Source organism: Mesorhizobium sp. M0040, from assembly GCF_040323505.1.
In the GTDB taxonomy this organism is placed as follows: Bacteria; Pseudomonadota; Alphaproteobacteria; order Rhizobiales; family Rhizobiaceae; genus Mesorhizobium.
Window position 1 is genome coordinate 156,560 of sequence record NZ_JAMYVA010000007.1, and the last position, 18,942, is coordinate 175,501.

Below are 18,942 nucleotides of genomic sequence, written 5' to 3' on the forward strand. Positions count from 1 at the left end.
TTGATGCCGGACGAGAGGGTATTCTTCGCGTGAACTATCTGATGCGGCGACTGGCGACCTTCCCTCTCGTCCTGCTTGGCGTGTCCATCGTGGTGTTCCTGGCGATCCGGATGGTTCCGGGCGATTCGATCACGGCAATGCTGGGGACCGAAGCCGGCCTGCTGACGCCGCAGCAGCGCGATGCGCTTGCAGCTTATTTCGGCATCGACCAGCCCTGGTTCATCCAATACTGGCGCTGGCTGCTTGGTCTTTTCCAAGGTAATCTCGGCATTTCGTCCACCTATGGCAGGCCGGTGCTCGACGTCATCCTCGAGCGTTTCCCGCTAACGTTGGAACTCGCCCTGCTGTCGATGGTCATCGCCCTGCTTGTCGGCATGCCGGCGGGGATCTTTGCCGCCACCCATAACGAAAAGCTGTCCGACCTCGGCGTGCGCGTTGTCGCAATGATCGGGCAGTCGACGCCGAACTTCGTCCTTGCCCTGCTGATCATCTACACGCTGTCGGCGGGGTTTGGCGTTTTGCCGGCGATGGGCGAGTTTTCGCCGCTGTGGCAGGATCCGCTGCGCAATCTCGGCCAGTTGTTGCTGCCTGCGGTCACGCTTGGATTTGCCTTCGCGGCTTCGGTGACCCGCATATCGCGTTCGGCGATGCTCGATGTGCTCAGCGACGACTATGTCAGGACGGCGCGCAGCAAGGGCGTTTCGGCGCGCGGCGTCATCTGGCGGCATGCCTTGCCCAACGCGCTCATCCCGGTCGTGACGCTGAGCGGCATAGAGTTCGGCTACCTCCTGGGCGGAGCTGTCATCGTCGAGCAGATCTATGCGCTGCCCGGTCTCGGCCGCATGGTGCTGGATGCCATCCTGCAGCGCGACTACGCGCTGGTGCAGGGAAGCGTGCTGTTCATCGCCTTCAACTTCATGATCGTCAATCTCCTCGTCGACCTCGCCTATGTCGCGCTCGACCCGCGTATCCGGCTAAGCGAGCACTGATGGCGACATTGCGAGCTATATTTGCGCATCCCAGCGGCCGCATCGGCGGTGCGATCGTTGCGCTTTATCTGCTGCTTGCCGTGCTTGGCATGCTGGGGCTGACGCCGCACAATCCGCTGACGCAGCACCGGGTCGAACGGCTGCATGCGCCTGATAGCACCTACTGGATGGGCACGGACCTGTTCGGCCGCGATGTCGCAAGCCGGCTGATGACCGGGATCGGCCAGTCCTTCATCGTGGCCTTCTTTTCGGTCGCCGTCGCGACACTGGCCGGCACCGTGCTCGGGCTGGCGGCAGCCTGGTTCGGGCGCCGCTGGGACGGCCTAGTGATGCGCATCATGGACGTTGTGCTGGCGTTCCCGGCGATCCTGCTGGCGCTGCTGATCGTCGCGGTTGCGGGACCGGGAACCTCGACCAGCGTCATTGCCATCGCCATCGTCTACACACCGATCTTCACGCGCGTCGTGCGAGGTCCGGCTCTGTCGCTCAAGGCGCGCGAGTTCGTCGACGCGGCCCGCACGTTCGGCAGCAGTGCGGGCTATATCGTAACACGGCATCTGCTGCTCAATTTGGTGGCGCCACTGACGGTTCAGGTGACGCTGGCGCTGGCCTGGGCACTGCTGACCGAAGCCGGCTTAAGCTTCCTCGGGCTCGGCACGCAGCCGCCCGCCGCGTCGCTCGGCCTGATGCTGAGCGACAGCCGCAATCTGATGGAGACAGCTCCCTGGCTGATGATCTTCCCGGGCGTGGCGATCATGATCGGCATCCTCGGTTTCAACCTGCTCGGCGATGCGTTGCGCGATGTCCTCGACCCGAAGATGCGGAGATCGATCGCATGATCCCGCTGCTGTCCGTCAGCGGATTGCGCGTCGGCTTCGGTCGCAACCCGCAAGCCAATGAGGTCGTGCGCGGCGTCAGCTTCGATCTCGCCGACGGCGAAACGCTGGCCATCGTCGGCGAAAGCGGCTCGGGCAAATCGGTTACGGCGCTGTCGATCAATCGCCTTGTCGATTATGGCGGCGGCCGCATCACCGGCGGGTCGATCAAGCTGAGGCGGGCCGACGGCAGCACCTTCGACCTGACCGCCGCAGCCGAGCCGCAATTGACGAAGATCCGCGGCGGCGAAATCGGCATGATCTTCCAGGAGCCGATGAGCTCGCTCAATCCGGTGCTGACCATTGGCTGGCAGATCGAGGAATCATTTCGCCTGCATCGCGGCCTGACCGGACGACAAGCAACGGCGGCGGCCAAGGACGCGCTCGACCGCGTCCGTATTCCCGACGCTGCACGGCGGCTGAAATACACGCCCAACCAGCTGTCGGGCGGCATGCTGCAGCGGGTGATGATCGCCATGGCGATTGCGTGCAACCCGCGCCTGCTCATTGCCGACGAGCCAACGACGGCGCTGGATGTTACGGTGCAGGCGCAGATCATGGCGCTGCTCGCCGAGTTGAAGCAGGAAACCGGGATGTCGATGATCTTCATCACCCACGACATCGGTCTGGTTGCAGGCATCGCCGACAAGGTGATGGTGATGCAAGGCGGAGAAGCTGTCGAGCAGGGCGCATTGAACCAGATATTGGACGATCCGCAGCATCCCTATACGCGGCATCTGCTACATGCGGTGCCGCATTTCGCCGGCGGCAGCGCGACACGCAGGGACGCGCAACGCGAAAAACAAAAAGCTGCCGAGCCGGCGCTGAAGGTCGATGGCCTCGTAGTGCGATTTCCAGTCAAGGGTGGCTTTCTCAGCCGTACCAGCGGTGCCGTCCATGCCGTGGACGGTGTGGATTTCGAGCTAATGCCGGGCGAGACATTGGCGGTCGTCGGCGAGAGCGGTTCCGGAAAGTCCACCACCGCCCGCGCGATTCTGGGGCTGGTGCGCTCGACGCGCGGCACAATCTCGGCCGGCGCGCGCAAGGCCGCCGCCGGGCAGAGCGCCCTTCCCGTGCAGATGGTGTTCCAGAATCCCTATGGCTCGCTCAATCCCAGACTCACCGTCGAAAACCTCCTCGCAGAGCCGGTGATCGCTACCGGCGGACGGATAACTGCTGAAACACGGGCGAAAATGGCCGCGCTGCTGAAACGCGTCGGCCTTCCGGAAAACAGCCTGCAGCGCTATCCGCACGAATTCTCCGGCGGCCAGCGGCAACGCCTGTGCATCGCTCGCGCGCTGATGCTCAATCCTTCGGTTATCGTCCTCGACGAAGCGGTTTCGGCGCTCGATGTGTCGGTGCAGGCCAGGGTGTTGAAGCTTTTGATCGAGCTGCAGCGTGAATTCGGGCTGGCCTATCTGTTCATCTCGCATGACATGGCTGTCGTCGAGCGGATCGCCCATCGCATCGCAGTCATCTATGCCGGCCAGATTGTCGAGATCGGCGATGCCAGATCGGTGCTCTCGGAGCCGAAGCACTCCTATACCAAACAGCTTATCGCGGCCGTTCCTACTATAGACCGGCGGCATGAACGTTTCGAGCTGGACACGCGCCAGGTCCCCTCGCTCGTGCGTCCGCTGGGGTTTGAGCCGGGCCCGGCCAATTGGCAGCAATTCGGGCCGGATCATAGAGCACGGGTGGAAGTGTGATGATTGTCGCCCAAGGATATGAAAGGCCGGAGGGACGGCCCCATCGCTGCCTTCCAAACGGAGGCGTAGTTGATCGACCATGATCTCTTCTCCCGCGCATTCGCCCCGCTCGAAGCGGCCGTGGCCGCATCGCGCATTCCGGGCGGCGTGCTCGGCATAGTTGACGGGGACGGCGAACGCATCGTCCGGGCAATCGGCTCAGCCCAAGTCGTGCCCAAGATACGGCCGATGCATGTCGGGACATGGTTCGACCTGGCATCCCTGACCAAAGTCATCTTCACCACGTCGCGTATCCTGGCGCTGGCGGAAGAAGGCGTCATCGACCTCGACGCGCCGCTGATTTCCGTCTTGCCCGACCTTCGCCAATATGACGAAAAAGCCTGGGAACGGAACGTAACGTTTCGCCAGTGTCTCGGCCATCAGACACCGTTTCCCGCCGTCGCGCCAATCTACACCTATGGGCGTGACCCCGAGCTGCTGCGCGCCTTCATCCTGCAGCGCGAATGGCAGGCTGGCGAGCCGGTCTATTCCGATATCAACTTCATCCTGCTCGGCTTCGTCCTGGAGCGCCTGTCTGGCAAGACCATTCGCGACATAGATCCCGGTCCGGGCTTCGCGTTCTCCGCCGAACCGGATCAAGCGGCGGCGACCGAAGACTGCACATGGCGCCATCGCGTGCTCTGCGGCGAGGTCCACGACGACAATTGCTCGGCCTTGCAAGGTGCCGGTCACGCCGGCCTGTTCGGAACGGCGGCTTCGGTCCTCGACTTTGCGCAAGGGCTGCTGGACGGGACCGGCGCGTCGCAGCGTTCGATCGCGCTAATGCGCACGCCCTTGTCGGCAACCCGCACCCATGGCTGGGAGCGACCCTACGAAGGCTGGTCCGGCGGCCGGTTATGCAGCCCCGAAACCATCGGGCATACCGGCTTTACCGGTGTCGGGCTGTGGGTCGACTTCGACAAAGGCAGAGCCTGGACCTTGCTCACCAACCGGATCCATCCGACACGTCATTTCAACAGCGGGATCGCAGCGCTTCGCCAAGCGGTCGGCGATCTCGTCAACGGAGCCTGACAACCATGATTGCGAAAAATGGCGAACCAATGTGGGCCGTCGGCCTGATGACCGGCACCGTGCTGGACGGCAATATCGACGTCGCGCTGATCAAGACCGACGGCGAACGGATCGTGGATTTCGGCACCTACACGCTGGCCCCCTACCCGCAGTCGATCCGGGCCTTGCTGGAAGAGACATTGCGCCAGGCAAGGAGCTGGAATTTCACAGGGCCGGAACCGGCAATCTTCCACGAGGCAGAGGAGGCGCTGACGCGCGCCCAATCCGCCGCGGTCAAGGATCTTGTCGAAAGTCACGGTCTGACCATGGCCGATATCGGCGTCGTCGGCTTCCATGGCCAGACCGTGCTGCACCGTGCCCCCCAAGTGGGCCGACTGGGCCAGACCCGCCAGCTTGGCGACGGCGAGCTGATGCATGCCATCCTTGGCACCAGGGTCGCCTATGACTTCCGCTCGGCCGACATGCGCGCCGGCGGCCAGGGCGCGCCGCTGTCGGCCGCCTATCACGCCGCGCTGCTGCGCGAAGCCGACGCCACCGGCGACACGGCGGTGCTCAATCTCGGCGGCGTCGCCAACATCACCTGGTGGGACGGCAAGGACAATGTTGTTGCCTTCGACACCGGGCCTGCCAACGCACCGCTGAACGACTTCATCAAATCGAAGGGGCTTGGCGAAATGGACCGCGACGGCGCCCTTGCCCGCGCCGGCACGGTCGACGAGGCACGGCTGGCCAAGCTCCTGCAGCATCCGTATTTGACCAAACCCTACCCGAAATCGCTGGACCGTTTCGATTTCGGCGCCTCGATGGCGGACGGAATGAACGCCGAGGATGGCGCAGCCCTGCTGACGGCCTTCACCGCGGCCGCCGTCGGCAAGGCGCTCGATCTTCTGCCGCGCCGGCCGAAGCGGCTGGTGGTCAGCGGTGGCGGTCGACACAACCCAACGATCATGGCCATGCTTGCCAGCCGCGCTGGCGTCGAAGCGGTTCCGGCCGAGGCGCTTGGCTGGAAGGGCGATGCGGTGGAGGCGGAGTGTTTTGCGTTCCTGGCAGTGCGCGTGCTCAGAGGCTTGCCGATCAGCTTCCCCAGTACGACCGGCGTGCCCCAGCCGATGCGCGGCGGACGCCTTGCCGGCTAACTAAGCCAACAATTTCTTCTGCAGGAAGATACGGCTGCGGCCAATGGGGAAATCGGCGAGCACGCCGAAGGGCTGATAGCCCTGGCGCTCATAGGCCTTGGCGGCCTTGGGATTGAACGTGTCGATCCAGGCGCCGTGACAGTCGCGCGCGATCGCCTCCCTCTCGGCCGCCTCGAGCATCCTGCCGGCCATGCGGTGACCGCGCAGTTTTTCATCGACCCAGAGCCATTGCACATAGAGCCAGCCCCAGGCTGTATATCCCGAGATGCCGGCGACAATAGCGCCATGCTCATCGCGCACGAACACGGCCAATGCCTTCCTGCAGGAGGCGCCGACATCACTGTCGTTGAACGCCGCAAGCCGCTCTCCGAGAAAAGCCAGCTCGTGCGGCAAGGGATCGGCGGTTGTCTCAAGCGTTGTATTGTCCATCCACCAAGCATCTATCGAAGGACGGGACCGAGAAGCAAGCCTTGCTGCGCTATAGCTTCGGCGAACGCCACGCCGCTGCCGCAGCAGCGATTAGCATGAGCAAAGCTGCAATCACCGCCGATGCTGCAAAACCGAACGTGGAATAGAGCGGTCCGAACGCCGTGGTGCCTACGAACACCGCAAGATAGGTCACCGCGCTGTTCAAACCCATGATCGTGCCGCGACGCGCAGGGTCGAGCGCCGACAGGCGCATCACCAGGACGTTCAGCCCGAAATGATTGGCAAGGCCCCAGACGGCTATCACCGCTATGGTCAGATGAAAACTACTGCTTGCCGCGGCAATCACTACATAGACGACCGCGACAAGCAGATAGGCAAATGGCATGACACGCCGCGCGCCTAAGCGGTCGATAACGCCGTCAAGAAGTGCCGCCGCGCCGAAGCCGGCGCCATAGGCGAGCGCGGCAAGCCCATTGGCACTGACCGGCCGTCCCAAGCCGTTGTGAAGGTGATCGCCAAGATAGCCGTAGATGCCGTAGAACGCGGTCATGAAGGCGGCGCAGGCAACCAGAAGCGGCACGATGCCCGGAACGCTCAAGGCGCCCAGTGGCGTCGGCGCCGGACCGCTCTTCCTGACATCGCTGAGCGACGTCAGAGACAGGCTGGCCAATGCGAGTGCTGCGAGCACCGCGACCGTCGCGAAAACGGCGCGCCAATGTACCAGATCGGCAAGTACGGCCGACAGCGAAACGCCGGCGACCATGCTCAGCGTCCAGCCGGTCAGCACGACGCCTATGGTGCCGCTTTCGCGGCCGGGCGGTGCAATCGCGGCGGAGCTGGCATAGATTGCCGGCATGGCGACACCTGCAGCGATGCCGGCGAGAAGCTGGGCCGCGACCAGCGCCGTCACGGTCGGCGCAGCGGCGCTGGCGACGAGCGCTATCGCCAGCAGCAGCAACGCCCCTTGCAGCATGCGGCGGGCGCCAAGCCGATCGATATAGCGCGCCAGGAACAAGGCGCTTGCCGACGTCCCGAGCCCGAACGCGGCCGACGCGATCATGACCGCCGGCACGCTTGTGCCGAAGGACGCGGCCACCGCCGGCGCGATCGGACCGAGCACCAGCGAGTTCGAGCCGATCACGGCAATGCACCCCGTCAGCAGGTAAGCGAGTGCCGGGATTGGCGGCTTGGGGGCCGCTGCGAATGTGGCGACTTGATCAGTGTTCGACATATGGCAATAATGGCCGTATTAAATTCTGCATCAATCGGGAATTTTAATATGAATGAAGAAACAGATGGCATTCCGCAGAACAGGCCCGCCGCCCGCGATATCGATGCAACCGACCGAAAAATATTAGGCGTTCTGGTCGACGACGCCACGATCAGCTATGCCGAGCTCGGCGACCGCGTCGGCCTTTCACCGCCGGCAGCCCATGAACGCGTCAAGCGCCTCCGGCGCAGCGGCGCCATCCGCAACACCGCGGTCATCATCGATCCCAAGGCGGTGCACAAGCCGCTGCTTGCCTTTGTCCATATCGACACAAAGGGGTGGGGAAAGACGCCGGAGCTGATGGCAATCTCCGAACACCCCGAAGTCGAGGAGATCCATTCGGTGGCCGGCGACACATGCATGCTGATCAAGGTCCGCACCGAGGACACGCGGGCGCTCGAGGGCCTGCTGTCGCGCCTCTACGAAACGCCTGGCGTCACCTCGACCCGAAGCTATGTGGTCCTGTCGACCTATCTCGAGCGGCCGGTGCAGCCGGGGATAACGACGGAATGGCCGACCCCCCGGCATATGGCCAAGCCGCTTTATTAGCTCAAACGATTCTCACGCGTATCCAAAGTCGAACCGGAAACGTCTTAGGCACTGCATCCTGTGGTCATCCGTCCGGCCGGTTCGTTTGCGCCGGTTCTTGGATCCGACGGGATGCCTGTTGCGCAACCGGAGACACGCGATGAGAAAATTGATCGTGGGCAGCTTCATTTCGCTGGACGGCGTCATCGAAGCACCAATGGAATGGGCGTCACCGTTCTTCGACGAGGAGATGAAGGAACACTCCTATGAAAAGGCCGGCGAGGCGGATTTTTTCCTGCTCGGCCGCGTCACCTACGAAATGTTTTCGGCGCGTTGGCCGCAGGTCAAAGGCAGCAAGTACGTGGATCGCATGAACGGGCTGAAGAAGCTCGTCGCGTCGCGCAGCCTCAAGGAAGTGAGCTGGAACGCGTCGCTGATCGAAGGCGACATCGCTGCCGAAATTGCCAGGATCAAGCAGCAGGCCGGCGGCAACATTTTGAAGTACGGAGTGAGCAATCTCGACCAGACGCTGCTCGCCAACAGGCTTGTCGACGAGTATCAGCTCTCGATCGTGCCGACCCGCGTCGGCCATGGCAAACGCGCTTTCCAGGATGTCGACCCGTCCCTGGTCAGACTGGAGCTTATAGATACCCACCGTTTCAAGAACGGCGTCATTGCGTTGACCTATGTCCCGCTATGATCCGTATGCCATGAAGATGCAGCCAAGACTTGACCCGACCGGGCTTTTCGACGTCCGCTACGCCGGTTTTCTGGAGACAGTCGCGCATTTGCGTGGACGGCTGCACCGCTACTGTGCACGCATGACCGGTTCAACGCTCGACGCCGAAGACGTGATGCAAGAGGCGCTGTTCGAGGCCTATCGGAAGATCGAGAAGCTGGACGATGCGAGTGCTCTTCGCCCTTGGCTGTTTCGCATTGCGCATAATCGCTGCATCGATTTCCTGCGAAGCCGGCAGGTGCGTCGGCATGCGGAGGCCAATTTCGCCGAAGACGAGATCGTCCTGCCGGTCGAGCCGGCGGGCCAGGGCGCGGATCGCGCGATCGAACGGCTGGTGATCCACCTGCCGCCCAAAGAACGCGCCTGCGTCCTGCTCAAGGACGTCTTCGACTATTCGCTGGAAGAGATCGCCGACCTCGTCGGCTCGACTGTGGGCGGCGTCAAGGCTGCGTTGAGCCGTGGCCGTTCGAAATTGGCCGCCTTGTCAGGCGAGCCAATCGTCCGTTCGGAGCCCCAACGCGATCCGGAATTCCTGGAATTGCTCAGCCGCTATGTCGAACTGTTCAACCGCCGCGACTGGGATGGGGTACGGGCGTTGACCAGCGCCGACGCACAATTGCGTGTCGCGGATTGCTTCAAGGGCAGGCTGTCGGAATCACCTTACTTCGTCGAATATGAAAGAGCCTCGGCGACCTGGAAAATGGCGATTGGCGAGATCGATGGCCAGGCCGTGCTGCTCGTGCTCCACCATGGCGAAAACGGTTGGAAGCCGGCCCATCCGGTTCGGATCGAAGCCGCCGGCGGGATCATAAATCGCATCACTGATTACTATGCCTGCCCCTGGATCATGCCGACGGCTGGTGCGGTAGTCGTTTCCAGGCCGGCCTAACCAGCAGCAGGACATGCAAGTGTCCGGCATCAACCTCAATGGAATGGGATCGATGCCGAACAAGACATAGGCGGCTTACTGAAGCTTCGCCTGCAGGGCGTTGACGTCATCCGTAGTCATTTCGCCGTCGGTCGTCACCTTGCCATCGACGATCTTCCAGAGGCGGAACGGGCCGGTGATGTCGCCGTATTTGTCGAAGGCGACCGGGCCGATGACGCCTTCGTAGCGGATCGGCTTGCCGTCCTTGATCAGGCCGAGCGCCTTGGCGAACTCGTCCTTGCCGGCATAGATCGGCGTGCCGGTCGGGTCGACCGCCTTGTACATCGCCTCCTTGATCTTGGCCGGATCCTCGGAGCCCGCAATGGCGATGGCCAGGCCGACGATGGCGCCGGCATCATACGACCGGTCGGCCGCCGGGTTCGACGGTTCGATGCCCGAAAATTCCTTGTAGTTCTTGGTGAAATACTCGGTCGATGCGGTCGGGCTGGTGCCGGAGGAAGTGCCGTACGCATCCTTCAGATAATCCGCGCCAACGGATTCGATGAAGTCCGGGCTGTTCATGCCGTCATTGAGCAGGAATTTCTGGACACCGCCCTGCGAAATCCAGGTGCGGGCGATGGTTGCGCCGTCGACAGGCGTGCTGACGAGATAAAGCCCGTCGGGCTCGCCGGCCATCGCCGCCGTCACTTCCGAGGCATAGCTCGACTGCTTTTCATTGTAGGGCGTGTCGGAGACGATGGTGCCGCCGAGTGCCTTATAGGCGCGCGAAAATTCCGCCACCATGTTGACGCCGAAGTCGTTGTTGACGTGGATGACCGACAGCTTCTTGAAGCCTTTGTCGATGGCATATTTGGCGGCAGCGACGCCCTGCAGCGCATCAGATGTGATGGTGCGGAAGAAGATGCCGTTGGTCTTGCCGTCGCGCCCGAGCGCCGTCAGCGTCGGCGACGAGGAAGCAGGCGACACCTGGACTATCTTGGCCGGAGCGGTGACCGAGGTCAGGATCGGGATCGACACCGAGGAGATGATGCCGCCGATGATCACCGGCACCTTCTTGACCTGCACGAGCTGCGTCGCGGCGTCGACCGCAATGTTGCCCTGGCTCTGGCTGTCGCGCGTGTCGGTCGCGAGATCGCAGCCGCGGACGCCGCCCGCATCGTTGATGTCGCGGAAGGCCATCTCGACCGATTTGGCGCCGGCCTGGCCGTACTCGCCGGCCGGGCCTGTCAGTTCCATGACGAGGCCGACGGTGATCTTGCAATCGGCGGCTTGCGCTGCGCCGGCCGCTGTCAGCAGTGCGAGCGCGGTGGTGATCTGAAGTATGGTCTTTTTCATTGTTGTTCCCCTTTCGTTACACGACTCTCATTGATGTCTTGAGCCTGTTCAGCCTTCCGGCATCTGCAGCCAGGTTTCATGCAGATGTCGCCATTCGACGCCGTTGGGCGCCGATGAACTGGTGGTGAAAACGGCACTCGAGCGGCGGCGGCTATGTTTGCCGGCGCGCTGCTGCGCTTCGATGTAGCTGACGACGATCGTGTCGCCTTGTTGCCAGCCGGCCCGGATTTCCTCGATCGAGATGGTGAAATCGCCGTCACAAGTGGCGCGGCTTGCCCTGACATGGTCGAGCACCGCGTCACGATCGAGGACCTGGCCATCCGGCACAACCATGCAGAAGCCTTCGCCCATGACGCGTTCGAAGCGCCTGAAATCTGCATTGTCCGCACTCGCCGCATTGAACCAGTCGACGAAGAAGCGGTGGAGATCGACCACCTCGGCGCTGGCGCGGGAAAGCAAGGAGGGCTTTTCGTCCATGGCCGCGTTCATTTCCTGCCTGCATTCAAATTGTAATGCATGATCGAGCCGTGGCGGCCGTGACGGTCGCGTTCCAATGTGTAGACGTCGCCCAGCGGCCCACGGCTTTGCGCGATCACGGCAGCGATCCTCGCCCGGTCGTCGGCATCGAGCGCGACGTCCATGATTCTGGCATTGGCAAGGGCGTGCGCCTGGTTGCGGGCGCCGACGATGACGGCCGCCACTTGCGGCTGCTCCAGCACCCAGGCGCTGGCGATGGTGGCGATATCGACGCCGTGGCGGTCGGCGACGGCCTTCAGTGTGCGAAGCAACTCCTGGAAAAGCTCCCAGCCACCAAAGTCGTCAATGATCAGCTTGTATTTGACCAGCGATCGGTTTTCGAGCGGCGTCTGCGGCTCGGCAGCGCCAAGCCATTTTTCGCTGAGGAAGCCGCCCGCCACCGAACCGTAGCAGAGGAAACTGACGCCATGCCGGCTGGCGAGCGCTGCAAGGCTGTTGGCTGGCCGCTGGTCGAGCACCGAGTATTGCAATTGTTGGCTGACCAGCGGCACGCCGGCGGCCAGGATCTCGGCCAACCGCGGCGTGTCGAAGTTCGTGGTGCCGATGTTGCGCACCTTGCCTTCCCTGCGGATTTCGTTGAGCCAGCCCATCGCTTCGACGTAGCCGGGCAGCGCATAGTCCCACCAGTGGAACTGCACGAGATCGAGCCGCTCGGTCTTCAGCCGCCGCAGCGACTGCTCGACGATGCCTCTGATGTAGTCGCGGCTGATATTGGAAAGCCTTTCCAGGTCAGGTACCAGCTTGGTGTGCACCTTCATTTTGGTGGCAGCGTCGAGGCCACGCTCATTGGCAAGGCGTAGGCGCGCCGTGCCGATCAGCTCTTCGACACCGGTATAGATATCGGCGCAATCATAGGTCCTGATGCCGGCGTCGAAGGTGGCGATCAGGTCGGTTACCGCCTGTTGGCGGTCGATCGCGCCGTGCCCGCCGGCAAGCTGCCAGCCGCCGCGAATGACGCGCGAGATCGTATAGCCGGGGCTGAGCTCGAAAGCCTTGGCGGTCATCTCCGGTCATTCTCCTTCGGCAGCGGCACCGCCGTCGTTTCGGCATGGCTGAACCGCCGCTTGCCGGTCCTGACGATCCGGAGCCGGCTGGCACAATTGGGATCCGGACAAGCGATCTCGGCGTCCGACGTCATCCAGTCGTTCCTGTGGGTCGGGCGCTGCTTTGCGGCCAGAAGCGGCAACACTGCCGCAATGGAATAGATCGAGAAACCTTGCCCCGCCGGCATCGACAGCATCTCGCCCTTCAACTCGAAATAGTCGCCGGCCTTGGCGCCGCAATAGATCGGCTTGCCCTCGGGGACAACCGCCTCGACGCGAAGGTCGAAGAGTTCGAAAGTGTCGTCGGTCTCAGCCATTCAGATCTCCACCCGGGTGAAGGTGATGTCGCAGGCACCGTTGCGGCGGATCACGCCACAAGCAGCTGCGAATTTATCGCGATCCTCAGGCACCACCTGCGCGACGACGCTTCCGGCAAGCCAGCCGATCGGGAACAGCAGGCGTGCACCCGCTCCGTAGAACAGGCCGACGTCAAAGATGGCATTCGGGTTGCCGCCCCACATGCGCGGCGGCACGTAGGACAACACGATGTCGCCCGGCTGCGGCGTCAGCGTTGCGTTTTCCGCCGGCAAGGGCCTGGCATAGGTTTGGCCCTCAAGTTCGGCTGATGGAACCGGGCAGGAGATTTCCGGCCCCGTCCACATCGCATGGATGCCGGCAACGACGCGCGGCTGCTCGAGATACGCCAGCAGGAAGGCAGCGTTGTCGGGCGCCTTTTCAGGCAACAGCAGCGCGGTCACGGAAAGCATCGAGTGTGGCTCGGTGATGTTGATGCCAGGCACCGTCATGCCCTCAATCCTTCCTTGCTTGTGGATTGGAGCTTGTCGCGCAGAAAGGCGAAGGGCCGGCTGATGTCGGCCACCAGCGCCTCGCGCGCCGCTTGCGCATCCTGCCTGGAAAGCGCTGCGACGATGCTGCGGTGGTAATGGGCCGTATCGACCTCGCCGGCGTCGGAGAAGGCGTAAATGGCAACGCGGATGCAAGGCCCGGATTGCAACCACAGGCTCTCGATCATCGGGATCAGCACGGCGGAACCGCAGCAACGGTAGATCTCGAAATGGAAGCTCTGGTTGAGCGTGGCCTCGCGGTCGATATCCTTCTTGTGCTTCAGCGCCCGCATCTCGTCCCACTCGCCGAGCATGGCTTCGACCGAAGCGATCTGGGGCGGGTTCATGCGCGTGGCGGCCAGCGCGATCGCTTCGCCCTCGATCAGAGAGCGGGCGCGCAAGAGGTCGTCGATGCGCTCCAGCGTGATCGGCGGCACGCGCACCGAACGGTTGGGAAGCGCCTCCAGTGCCTTCTCGGTGATCAGCCGTCCGAGCGCCTCGCGCACCGGCATGGTGCTGGTGACCAGCGCGTCGGCGAGGCCGCGGATGGTCAGAACCTGGCTCGGCTCGAAAAGGCCGCCGATCAAGGCGCGGCGCAGCTCCGAATAGACGCGATCCTGCACGGTCTCGCGGCCGACCGGCGTAAGCTGGGCTGCGATCATCTCATTGTTCTTTTCGATGGCGGCCTTCTGCATAGGCAATCCCGGTCATGGCCGTTTTCGGCTTGCGGAAGAAATTAAAGCCGAATAGCGTGATCAAAGCAAGCGTGATCACAAATCAAATCATAGGCGACGAAGATCGCTTTTCGGCCAGAGGAATTGATGAGCGACACGACGGAACGGCAGGAGGAGATCCGTACGCCGGTCCTCACGGCCAGGAACGTCCTCAGACGCTTCGGCGGCCTGGTCGCGGTCAACAATGTCTCGTTCGACGTCCGGCCGGGCGAAATACTTGGCCTTATCGGCCCGAACGGCGCCGGCAAGACCACGATGTTCGACCTGCTCGCCGGCAGCATTCTGCCGACCAGCGGCGAAATCCTCCTCAACGGCGTATCGGTGTCGGGGGAAGCTGCCCATCGCCGCATTGGCCGCGGCCTTGGCCGCACATTCCAGATCCCCCGGCCCTTGCCTAACCTGACGCTGATCGAAAACGTCATGCTGGCCGCGCAAGGGCAGGCCGGAGAAAAACTGCTCGCCAATTTCCTGACGCCCCGGCGGGTCGCTGCCGAAGAAAGGGCTGCCGAGACAAGAGCCGTCGAACTGCTCGAGCTCGTCACGATCGCTCACCTCGCGCACGAACCTGCGCGCGTGCTTTCAGGCGGCCAGCGCAAGCTGCTCGAGTTGGCCCGCGTGATGATGGCCGACCCGGCGATCATCCTGCTCGACGAGCCGGCGGCCGGGGTCAACGCAACCCTGCTCGAGATCATTATCGACCGCATCCGCGACATCAATGCGCGCGGCATCACTTTCCTGCTGATCGAGCACAATATCGACATGGTGACGCGGCTTTGCCACCGCGTGCTGGTCATGGCGAGCGGCCAGCTTCTGTGCGAAGGCACCCCGGAGGAGGTGGCGCGCGACCCGCGCGTCATCGAGGCCTACCTCGGAGGCACGGCATGAGCCAAAAGGTACTCGATGTCCGCGATCTCGAAGCCGGCTACGAGCCTGGCGTTCCGATCGTGCGCGGCGCTTCGATCACCGTCGACCAGGGCGAGATCGTCGTCGTTCTCGGTCCCAACGGCGCCGGCAAGTCGAGCCTTATCAAGGCCATCGCCGGCCTTGTCCCGATCACCGGCGGCACGGTGCTGCTGGACGGCAAGGATATCACGGCGTCGCCCGCTCACATCATGGTCCGCCTTGGCCTTGCCTTCGTGCCACAGACAGAGAACATCTTCCCGCTGATGTCGGTCGAGGACAATCTCAGGGTCGCCTGCGGCATCCTGAGGCCGCGCGAGGTCCCAGCCCGCATCGAGGAAATGTATGCGGCCTTTCCCGATCTCGCCCGTCAGCGCAGAACGGCCGCGGGCAATCTGTCGGGTGGACAGCGGCAGATGCTGGCCGTCGCCCGGGCGTTGATCGTCCATCCCAAGGTGCTGGTGCTCGACGAGCCGTCGGCCGGCCTGTCGCCGAAATTCGTGGCGATGGTGTTCGAGATGCTGGCCGGCATCCGAAAGTCCGGCGTCACCATTCTGCTGGTCGAACAGAACGCCAAGGCAGCGCTTGCCATCGGCGATCGCGCCTATGTGCTGGTCGAGGGCAGCGACCGGCACCAGGGCGTCGCCTCCGAGCTCTGGAACGACCCGGTCGTCGCTGAACTCTATCTTGGCCAGCGCCGCCTCGACCTTGGACAAGGAAGCGCGGCATGAACCTGCAATTCGTCGTCGACGGACTGCTGGCAGGGTCGATGATCGGCCTCGGCGCCATCGGCGTGACACTCACCTATTCGATCCTGCGCTTCTCGAACTTCGCCCATGGCGACTTCATGGCCTGGGGCGCCTATGCGACGCTCGCCGTGGTTGGCGCCATTGGCGCGATTTTCGGCAAGATCGCGCCGATCACGCCCCTCTCCTTCGGTTGGCCGCTGATCGTCGCGCTCATCATCGGCATGGCGGCCACCGGCCTGCTGGCGCTGGCGCTCGACATGGTGCTGTTCGCGCGGCTGCGGGCCAAGGGCCAGGCGATCATCGTGGTGATGGCGAGCTTCGGCGCCTCGATGGCGCTGAGAAGCCTGCTCGAATTCATCTTCACCTCGCGTCCGACCTATTTCAGCCGGGCGATCCAGATCGCGATGCCGATAGGTTTCGGCATCCGCATCACCCCCGACCAGATCGCGCTGCTGCTGCTGACCGCCGTGCTGGTGCTCGGCGTGCATCTCCTGATGACGCGGACCCAGACCGGCCGCTCGATGCAGGCATTGAGCCAGAACGCGGCACTTGCCCGCATCGTCGGCATCGACGTCGCCAGGGTGGTGCGCGTCACCTGGATCATCGGCGGCGCGCTGGCCTGCGTCGCCGGCGTCATGATCGGCATTCTCATCCAGATCCGCCCGTTCATGGGTTTCGAGATGCTGCTGCCGATGTTCGCGGCCGCCATCCTCGGCGGCATCGGCAGCGTGCCCGGCGCCGTTCTCGGCGGCCTGATCATCGGCATGGCCGAAGCGGCTGCCGTGCAATTGATCGGCGCCGAATGGCGGGCAGCCGTCTCGTTCATCATCCTGATGGCGGTGCTGTTCGTGCGGCCCATCGGCCTTTTCGGAGTGAGGGAACGCTGATGGATCTGCTCGGCTACGGCGCCTTCTTCCTGACCACCGCGCTGATCTTTTCGCTCATCACGCTCGGGCTCAATCTGCAATGGGGGCTGACCGGGCTTTTCAATGTCGGGGTCGCCGGCTTCGTTGCCATCGGCGCCTACACCTCGGCGCTGCTGACCACGCCCGACGATGCCGCGCGCCTGGGCGGCTTCGACCTGCCGATCCTTATCGGCTGGCTTGGCGCCATGCTGTTGGGCGGCGTCGCCGCCGCCATCACCGGCATTGCCACGCTACGTCTGAGATCGGACTATCTGGCGATCACTACTTTCGGCGTCGCCGTCGTCGTGCAACTGGTAGCGCTCAATGCCCAGAAGCTGACCGGCGGGCCGTTCGGCATCGGCTTCATTCCGCGTCCGTTCGGCGGTCTTGCCGAAACGCCGTTGCTGTTCAACCTTTCGAACCTTGCGATCGTCTCGGTGGTGACGCTGATCGTCTATCTCGCGCTGGAGCATCTGTCACGCAGCCCGTGGGGGCGCGTGTTGAAGGCGCTTCGCGAGGATGAGCGGGCCGCGATATCCCTAGGCAAAAGCGCACGGTTCTACCGCGTCCAGGCCTTTGTCGTCGGTGGCGCCATCATGGCGCTTGCCGGTGCGCTGCAGGCGCATTTCACCGGCTTCATCGCCCCGGACAATTATTTGCCGGCGCTGACTTTCCAGGTCTGGGTGATGCTGATCGTCGGTGGCTCGGGCAGCAACATCGGCGCCGTCATCGGCAGCATCCTGGTCTGGGCGATATGGGCCGGATCGGGAGCCTTGACCAGTACGTTGTTCTCGCCCGAACAACAGGCCCGCGCCGCTTCGCTGCAGATCGTCGCCATCGGCGTGATGCTGTGCGTCATCCTTCTGGTCAGGCCGAACGGCCTGTTTGGCGACAGGCCGCGGCGTCCAAGGTTCGGCAAGCGTGCACGCGTGGCCCCGAGCGAGAGCGGCTCATGAACGCTGTGACCCGGCCGCACGGCGTTTCCCTTTGGCATGCCGTCAGCCGCAGTCGCCGCGACCGGCCCACCCTCGAAGGCGCACTCGATGTCGATCTGGCAATTGTCGGCGGCGGGTTTTCAGGCCTTTCCACCGCGCTGCACAGTGCCGAGAAAGGCATCTCGGTTGCAGTCCTCGAGGCGGAAATCATCGCCTGGGGGGCAACCGGCAGGAATGCCGGCTTCGTCGTGCCGAATTTCGCGAAAAGAGACCCCGACGATATCATTGCCCAGCTCGGGCCCGAACGCGGCGAACGCCTTGTAGATTTCGCCGCCGGCAGCGCCGACCTCGTCTTCGACCTGATCAGGCGGCATGCCATCGAATGCGATGCCGTCCAGAGCGGCTGGATACAACCAGCCCATTCACCGGCCGCTTTGCAAAAGACCAGATCGCGCGCCGAACAATGGGCACCACGCGCAAGGCCGGCTGTTGCGCTGGATAGACAAGCGGTCGAAGAGCTGACCGGCGTTCGCGGTTATCTCGGCGGCTGGATCGACAGATCGGGTGGCGTCCTCAATCCGGTCGAATATGCGCGCGGATTGGCCGACGCGGCGGAAAAGGCCGGAGCGCGCATCTTCGAGCATACGCGTGTCGCGTCGATCGATCACATAGGCGATGGTTGGGCTTTGAAGACGGCCTCCGGTTCGGTACGCGCAGGAAAGGTGCTGGTCGCCACCAACGCCTATGGCGGAGCGCTGGATCGCGCGTTGCAGCGAACCTATTTCCCGCTGAAAATCTTCCAGATCGCGACAGCGCCGCTGCCGCGCGAAATACGCACTCGCCTGCTTCCTGGCGGGCAAGGCGTCGGCGACACAAGACGCAATCTCTTCACCTTCCGCTTCGACGGCGAAAACAGGCTGATCACCGGCGGCATGCATGTTTTTGGCCCCGGTGCCGACACGCGGGTGCCGCGGGCGATCTGGCGGCGGCTTGCCGGGCATCTCGATCTCCCGGACATCCCGCCGCTTGAATACAGCTGGTCGGGGATGGCTGCCGTCGAGCCCGACTTCCTGCCGCACCTCGTCGATCTCGGCCCCGGGCTGATCGCCGGCCTGGCGTGCAACGGACGCGGCATCGCCATGACCACGAGCATGGGCAAGGTGCTTGCGGATTGGGCTGATGGAACAAAGCCTCAGGATTTGCCGCTGCCGTTTGCGCCGCCGTCGCCGATCCCGTTCCATAGCCTGATGCGGCATGCACCAAACATGGTGCTCCCCTGGAGCATGCTGCGCGACCGGCTGGATGGCTGATCGAGGTGCGTCTC

General features: G+C 63.5%; 21 protein-coding genes. 13 read left to right on the forward strand and 8 right to left on the reverse strand.

Annotation, left to right across the window (positions count from 1 at the left end; translation table 11 throughout):
- Window positions 1–29: 29 nt before the first annotated feature.
- From NKJ91_RS09115 to NKJ91_RS09135, 5 genes are all read left to right on the forward strand, one after another.
- Window positions 30–989, forward strand: a complete 960-nt coding sequence (locus NKJ91_RS09115) for an ABC transporter permease (protein WP_352452397.1) — start codon at window positions 30–32, stop codon at window positions 987–989.
- A complete protein-coding gene (locus tag NKJ91_RS09120) occupies window positions 989–1,828 on the forward strand; it encodes an ABC transporter permease (protein ID WP_023676049.1) in 840 nt (279 codons plus the stop codon). Before NKJ91_RS09115 ends, NKJ91_RS09120 begins: the two co-directional genes overlap by 1 nt.
- A complete protein-coding gene (locus tag NKJ91_RS09125) occupies window positions 1,825–3,573 on the forward strand; it encodes an ABC transporter ATP-binding protein (RefSeq protein ID WP_352455260.1) in 1,749 nt (582 codons plus the stop codon). The genes NKJ91_RS09120 and NKJ91_RS09125 overlap by 4 nt, the downstream gene beginning before the upstream one ends.
- A gap of 69 nt (window positions 3,574–3,642) precedes the next feature.
- Entirely contained in the window at window positions 3,643–4,644 is a 1,002-nt protein-coding gene (locus NKJ91_RS09130; protein WP_352455261.1) for a serine hydrolase domain-containing protein, read from the forward strand.
- Between the two features lie 5 nt (window positions 4,645–4,649).
- Window positions 4,650–5,780: an anhydro-N-acetylmuramic acid kinase gene (locus NKJ91_RS09135; RefSeq protein WP_352455262.1), complete on the forward strand. Its 1,131-nt coding sequence runs from the start codon at window positions 4,650–4,652 to the stop codon at window positions 5,778–5,780.
- Here the strand turns inward: NKJ91_RS09135 and NKJ91_RS09140 are convergent, their stop codons facing one another.
- Together NKJ91_RS09140 and NKJ91_RS09145 are read right to left on the reverse strand one after the other, a co-directional pair.
- On the reverse strand, window positions 5,781–6,209 hold the full coding sequence (locus NKJ91_RS09140; RefSeq protein WP_352455263.1) for a GNAT family N-acetyltransferase: 429 nt from the start codon (window positions 6,207–6,209) through the stop codon (window positions 5,781–5,783). It abuts the gene before it with no gap.
- A gap of 49 nt (window positions 6,210–6,258) precedes the next feature.
- On the reverse strand, window positions 6,259–7,440 hold the full coding sequence (locus NKJ91_RS09145; RefSeq protein WP_352455264.1) for an MFS transporter: 1,182 nt from the start codon (window positions 7,438–7,440) through the stop codon (window positions 6,259–6,261).
- A gap of 48 nt (window positions 7,441–7,488) precedes the next feature.
- Between NKJ91_RS09145 and NKJ91_RS09150 the strand changes: the two genes are divergently transcribed.
- The 3 genes from NKJ91_RS09150 (at window position 7,489) to NKJ91_RS09160 (ending at window position 9,635) form a co-directional block, all read left to right on the forward strand.
- Window positions 7,489–8,028, forward strand: a complete 540-nt coding sequence (locus NKJ91_RS09150) for an Lrp/AsnC family transcriptional regulator (protein ID WP_352455265.1) — start codon at window positions 7,489–7,491, stop codon at window positions 8,026–8,028.
- A gap of 139 nt (window positions 8,029–8,167) precedes the next feature.
- Window positions 8,168–8,707, forward strand: coding sequence for a dihydrofolate reductase family protein (locus NKJ91_RS09155; RefSeq protein WP_352455266.1), 540 nt, complete (start codon window positions 8,168–8,170; stop codon window positions 8,705–8,707).
- 10 nt (window positions 8,708–8,717) lie between these two features.
- A complete protein-coding gene (locus tag NKJ91_RS09160) occupies window positions 8,718–9,635 on the forward strand; it encodes a sigma-70 family RNA polymerase sigma factor (RefSeq protein WP_352455267.1) in 918 nt (305 codons plus the stop codon).
- A 75-nt stretch (window positions 9,636–9,710) separates the two neighbouring features.
- On the opposite strand, the gene NKJ91_RS09165 is transcribed toward NKJ91_RS09160, so the two are convergent.
- From NKJ91_RS09165 to NKJ91_RS09190, 6 genes are read right to left on the reverse strand one after another with little or no spacing between them, the layout of a single operon-like run.
- Window positions 9,711–10,970 carry an ABC transporter substrate-binding protein gene (locus NKJ91_RS09165; protein WP_352455268.1) on the reverse strand — a complete coding sequence of 420 codons (1,260 nt, stop codon included), beginning with the start codon at window positions 10,968–10,970 and terminating at the stop codon, window positions 9,711–9,713.
- 48 nt (window positions 10,971–11,018) lie between these two features.
- On the reverse strand, window positions 11,019–11,447 hold the full coding sequence (locus NKJ91_RS09170) for a DUF4440 domain-containing protein (protein WP_023676059.1): 429 nt from the start codon (window positions 11,445–11,447) through the stop codon (window positions 11,019–11,021).
- Between the two features lie 8 nt (window positions 11,448–11,455).
- Window positions 11,456–12,511 carry an aldo/keto reductase gene (locus NKJ91_RS09175; RefSeq protein WP_352455269.1) on the reverse strand — a complete coding sequence of 352 codons (1,056 nt, stop codon included), beginning with the start codon at window positions 12,509–12,511 and terminating at the stop codon, window positions 11,456–11,458.
- Window positions 12,508–12,867 (reverse strand): TIGR04076 family protein, encoded by a 360-nt coding sequence (locus tag NKJ91_RS09180; RefSeq protein ID WP_352455270.1) that lies wholly within the window; start codon window positions 12,865–12,867, stop codon window positions 12,508–12,510. The genes NKJ91_RS09175 and NKJ91_RS09180 overlap by 4 nt, the downstream gene beginning before the upstream one ends.
- Entirely contained in the window at window positions 12,868–13,356 is a 489-nt protein-coding gene (locus NKJ91_RS09185; protein ID WP_031211593.1) for a DUF3830 family protein, read from the reverse strand.
- Entirely contained in the window at window positions 13,353–14,090 is a 738-nt protein-coding gene (locus tag NKJ91_RS09190; RefSeq protein ID WP_352455271.1) for a GntR family transcriptional regulator, read from the reverse strand. The genes NKJ91_RS09185 and NKJ91_RS09190 overlap by 4 nt, the downstream gene beginning before the upstream one ends.
- A 126-nt stretch (window positions 14,091–14,216) precedes the next feature.
- On the opposite strand from NKJ91_RS09190, the gene NKJ91_RS09195 reads away from it, so the two are divergent.
- The 5 genes from NKJ91_RS09195 to NKJ91_RS09215 are packed head-to-tail and all read left to right on the forward strand — an operon-like array spanning window position 14,217 to window position 18,928.
- Window positions 14,217–15,014, forward strand: coding sequence for an ABC transporter ATP-binding protein (locus NKJ91_RS09195; RefSeq protein ID WP_352455272.1), 798 nt, complete (start codon window positions 14,217–14,219; stop codon window positions 15,012–15,014).
- On the forward strand, window positions 15,011–15,760 hold the full coding sequence (locus tag NKJ91_RS09200; protein ID WP_352455273.1) for an ABC transporter ATP-binding protein: 750 nt from the start codon (window positions 15,011–15,013) through the stop codon (window positions 15,758–15,760). Before NKJ91_RS09195 ends, NKJ91_RS09200 begins: the two co-directional genes overlap by 4 nt.
- Window positions 15,757–16,665, forward strand: coding sequence for a branched-chain amino acid ABC transporter permease (locus NKJ91_RS09205; protein WP_352455274.1), 909 nt, complete (start codon window positions 15,757–15,759; stop codon window positions 16,663–16,665). The genes NKJ91_RS09200 and NKJ91_RS09205 overlap by 4 nt, the downstream gene beginning before the upstream one ends.
- The gene (locus NKJ91_RS09210; protein ID WP_352455308.1) at window positions 16,662–17,639 is read left to right on the forward strand and encodes a branched-chain amino acid ABC transporter permease; all 978 of its coding nucleotides are present in this window, start codon (window positions 16,662–16,664) and stop codon (window positions 17,637–17,639) included. The genes NKJ91_RS09205 and NKJ91_RS09210 overlap by 4 nt, the downstream gene beginning before the upstream one ends.
- Window positions 17,636–18,928: an NAD(P)/FAD-dependent oxidoreductase gene (locus NKJ91_RS09215; RefSeq protein ID WP_352455275.1), complete on the forward strand. Its 1,293-nt coding sequence runs from the start codon at window positions 17,636–17,638 to the stop codon at window positions 18,926–18,928. Before NKJ91_RS09210 ends, NKJ91_RS09215 begins: the two co-directional genes overlap by 4 nt.
- The last annotated feature ends 14 nt before the right edge of the window (window positions 18,929–18,942 follow it).

Coding starts and splice junctions, on each gene's coding strand:
- NKJ91_RS09145 (WP_352455264.1), bottom strand. CDS start 7,440: ATGTCGAACACTGATCAAGTCGCCACATTCGCAGCGGCCCCCAAGCCG.
- NKJ91_RS09215 (WP_352455275.1), top strand. CDS start 17,636: ATGAACGCTGTGACCCGGCCGCACGGCGTTTCCCTTTGGCATGCCGTC.
- NKJ91_RS09165 (WP_352455268.1), bottom strand. CDS start 10,970: ATGAAAAAGACCATACTTCAGATCACCACCGCGCTCGCACTGCTGACA.
- NKJ91_RS09135 (WP_352455262.1), top strand. CDS start 4,650: ATGATTGCGAAAAATGGCGAACCAATGTGGGCCGTCGGCCTGATGACC.
- NKJ91_RS09125 (WP_352455260.1), top strand. CDS start 1,825: ATGATCCCGCTGCTGTCCGTCAGCGGATTGCGCGTCGGCTTCGGTCGC.
- NKJ91_RS09140 (WP_352455263.1), bottom strand. CDS start 6,209: ATGGACAATACAACGCTTGAGACAACCGCCGATCCCTTGCCGCACGAG.
- NKJ91_RS09175 (WP_352455269.1), bottom strand. CDS start 12,511: ATGACCGCCAAGGCTTTCGAGCTCAGCCCCGGCTATACGATCTCGCGC.
- NKJ91_RS09170 (WP_023676059.1), bottom strand. CDS start 11,447: ATGGACGAAAAGCCCTCCTTGCTTTCCCGCGCCAGCGCCGAGGTGGTC.
- NKJ91_RS09190 (WP_352455271.1), bottom strand. CDS start 14,090: ATGCAGAAGGCCGCCATCGAAAAGAACAATGAGATGATCGCAGCCCAG.
- NKJ91_RS09180 (WP_352455270.1), bottom strand. CDS start 12,867: ATGGCTGAGACCGACGACACTTTCGAACTCTTCGACCTTCGCGTCGAG.
- NKJ91_RS09205 (WP_352455274.1), top strand. CDS start 15,757: ATGAACCTGCAATTCGTCGTCGACGGACTGCTGGCAGGGTCGATGATC.
- NKJ91_RS09185 (WP_031211593.1), bottom strand. CDS start 13,356: ATGACGGTGCCTGGCATCAACATCACCGAGCCACACTCGATGCTTTCC.
- NKJ91_RS09155 (WP_352455266.1), top strand. CDS start 8,168: ATGAGAAAATTGATCGTGGGCAGCTTCATTTCGCTGGACGGCGTCATC.
- NKJ91_RS09195 (WP_352455272.1), top strand. CDS start 14,217: ATGAGCGACACGACGGAACGGCAGGAGGAGATCCGTACGCCGGTCCTC.
- NKJ91_RS09200 (WP_352455273.1), top strand. CDS start 15,011: ATGAGCCAAAAGGTACTCGATGTCCGCGATCTCGAAGCCGGCTACGAG.
- NKJ91_RS09160 (WP_352455267.1), top strand. CDS start 8,718: ATGAAGATGCAGCCAAGACTTGACCCGACCGGGCTTTTCGACGTCCGC.
- NKJ91_RS09150 (WP_352455265.1), top strand. CDS start 7,489: ATGAATGAAGAAACAGATGGCATTCCGCAGAACAGGCCCGCCGCCCGC.
- NKJ91_RS09120 (WP_023676049.1), top strand. CDS start 989: ATGGCGACATTGCGAGCTATATTTGCGCATCCCAGCGGCCGCATCGGC.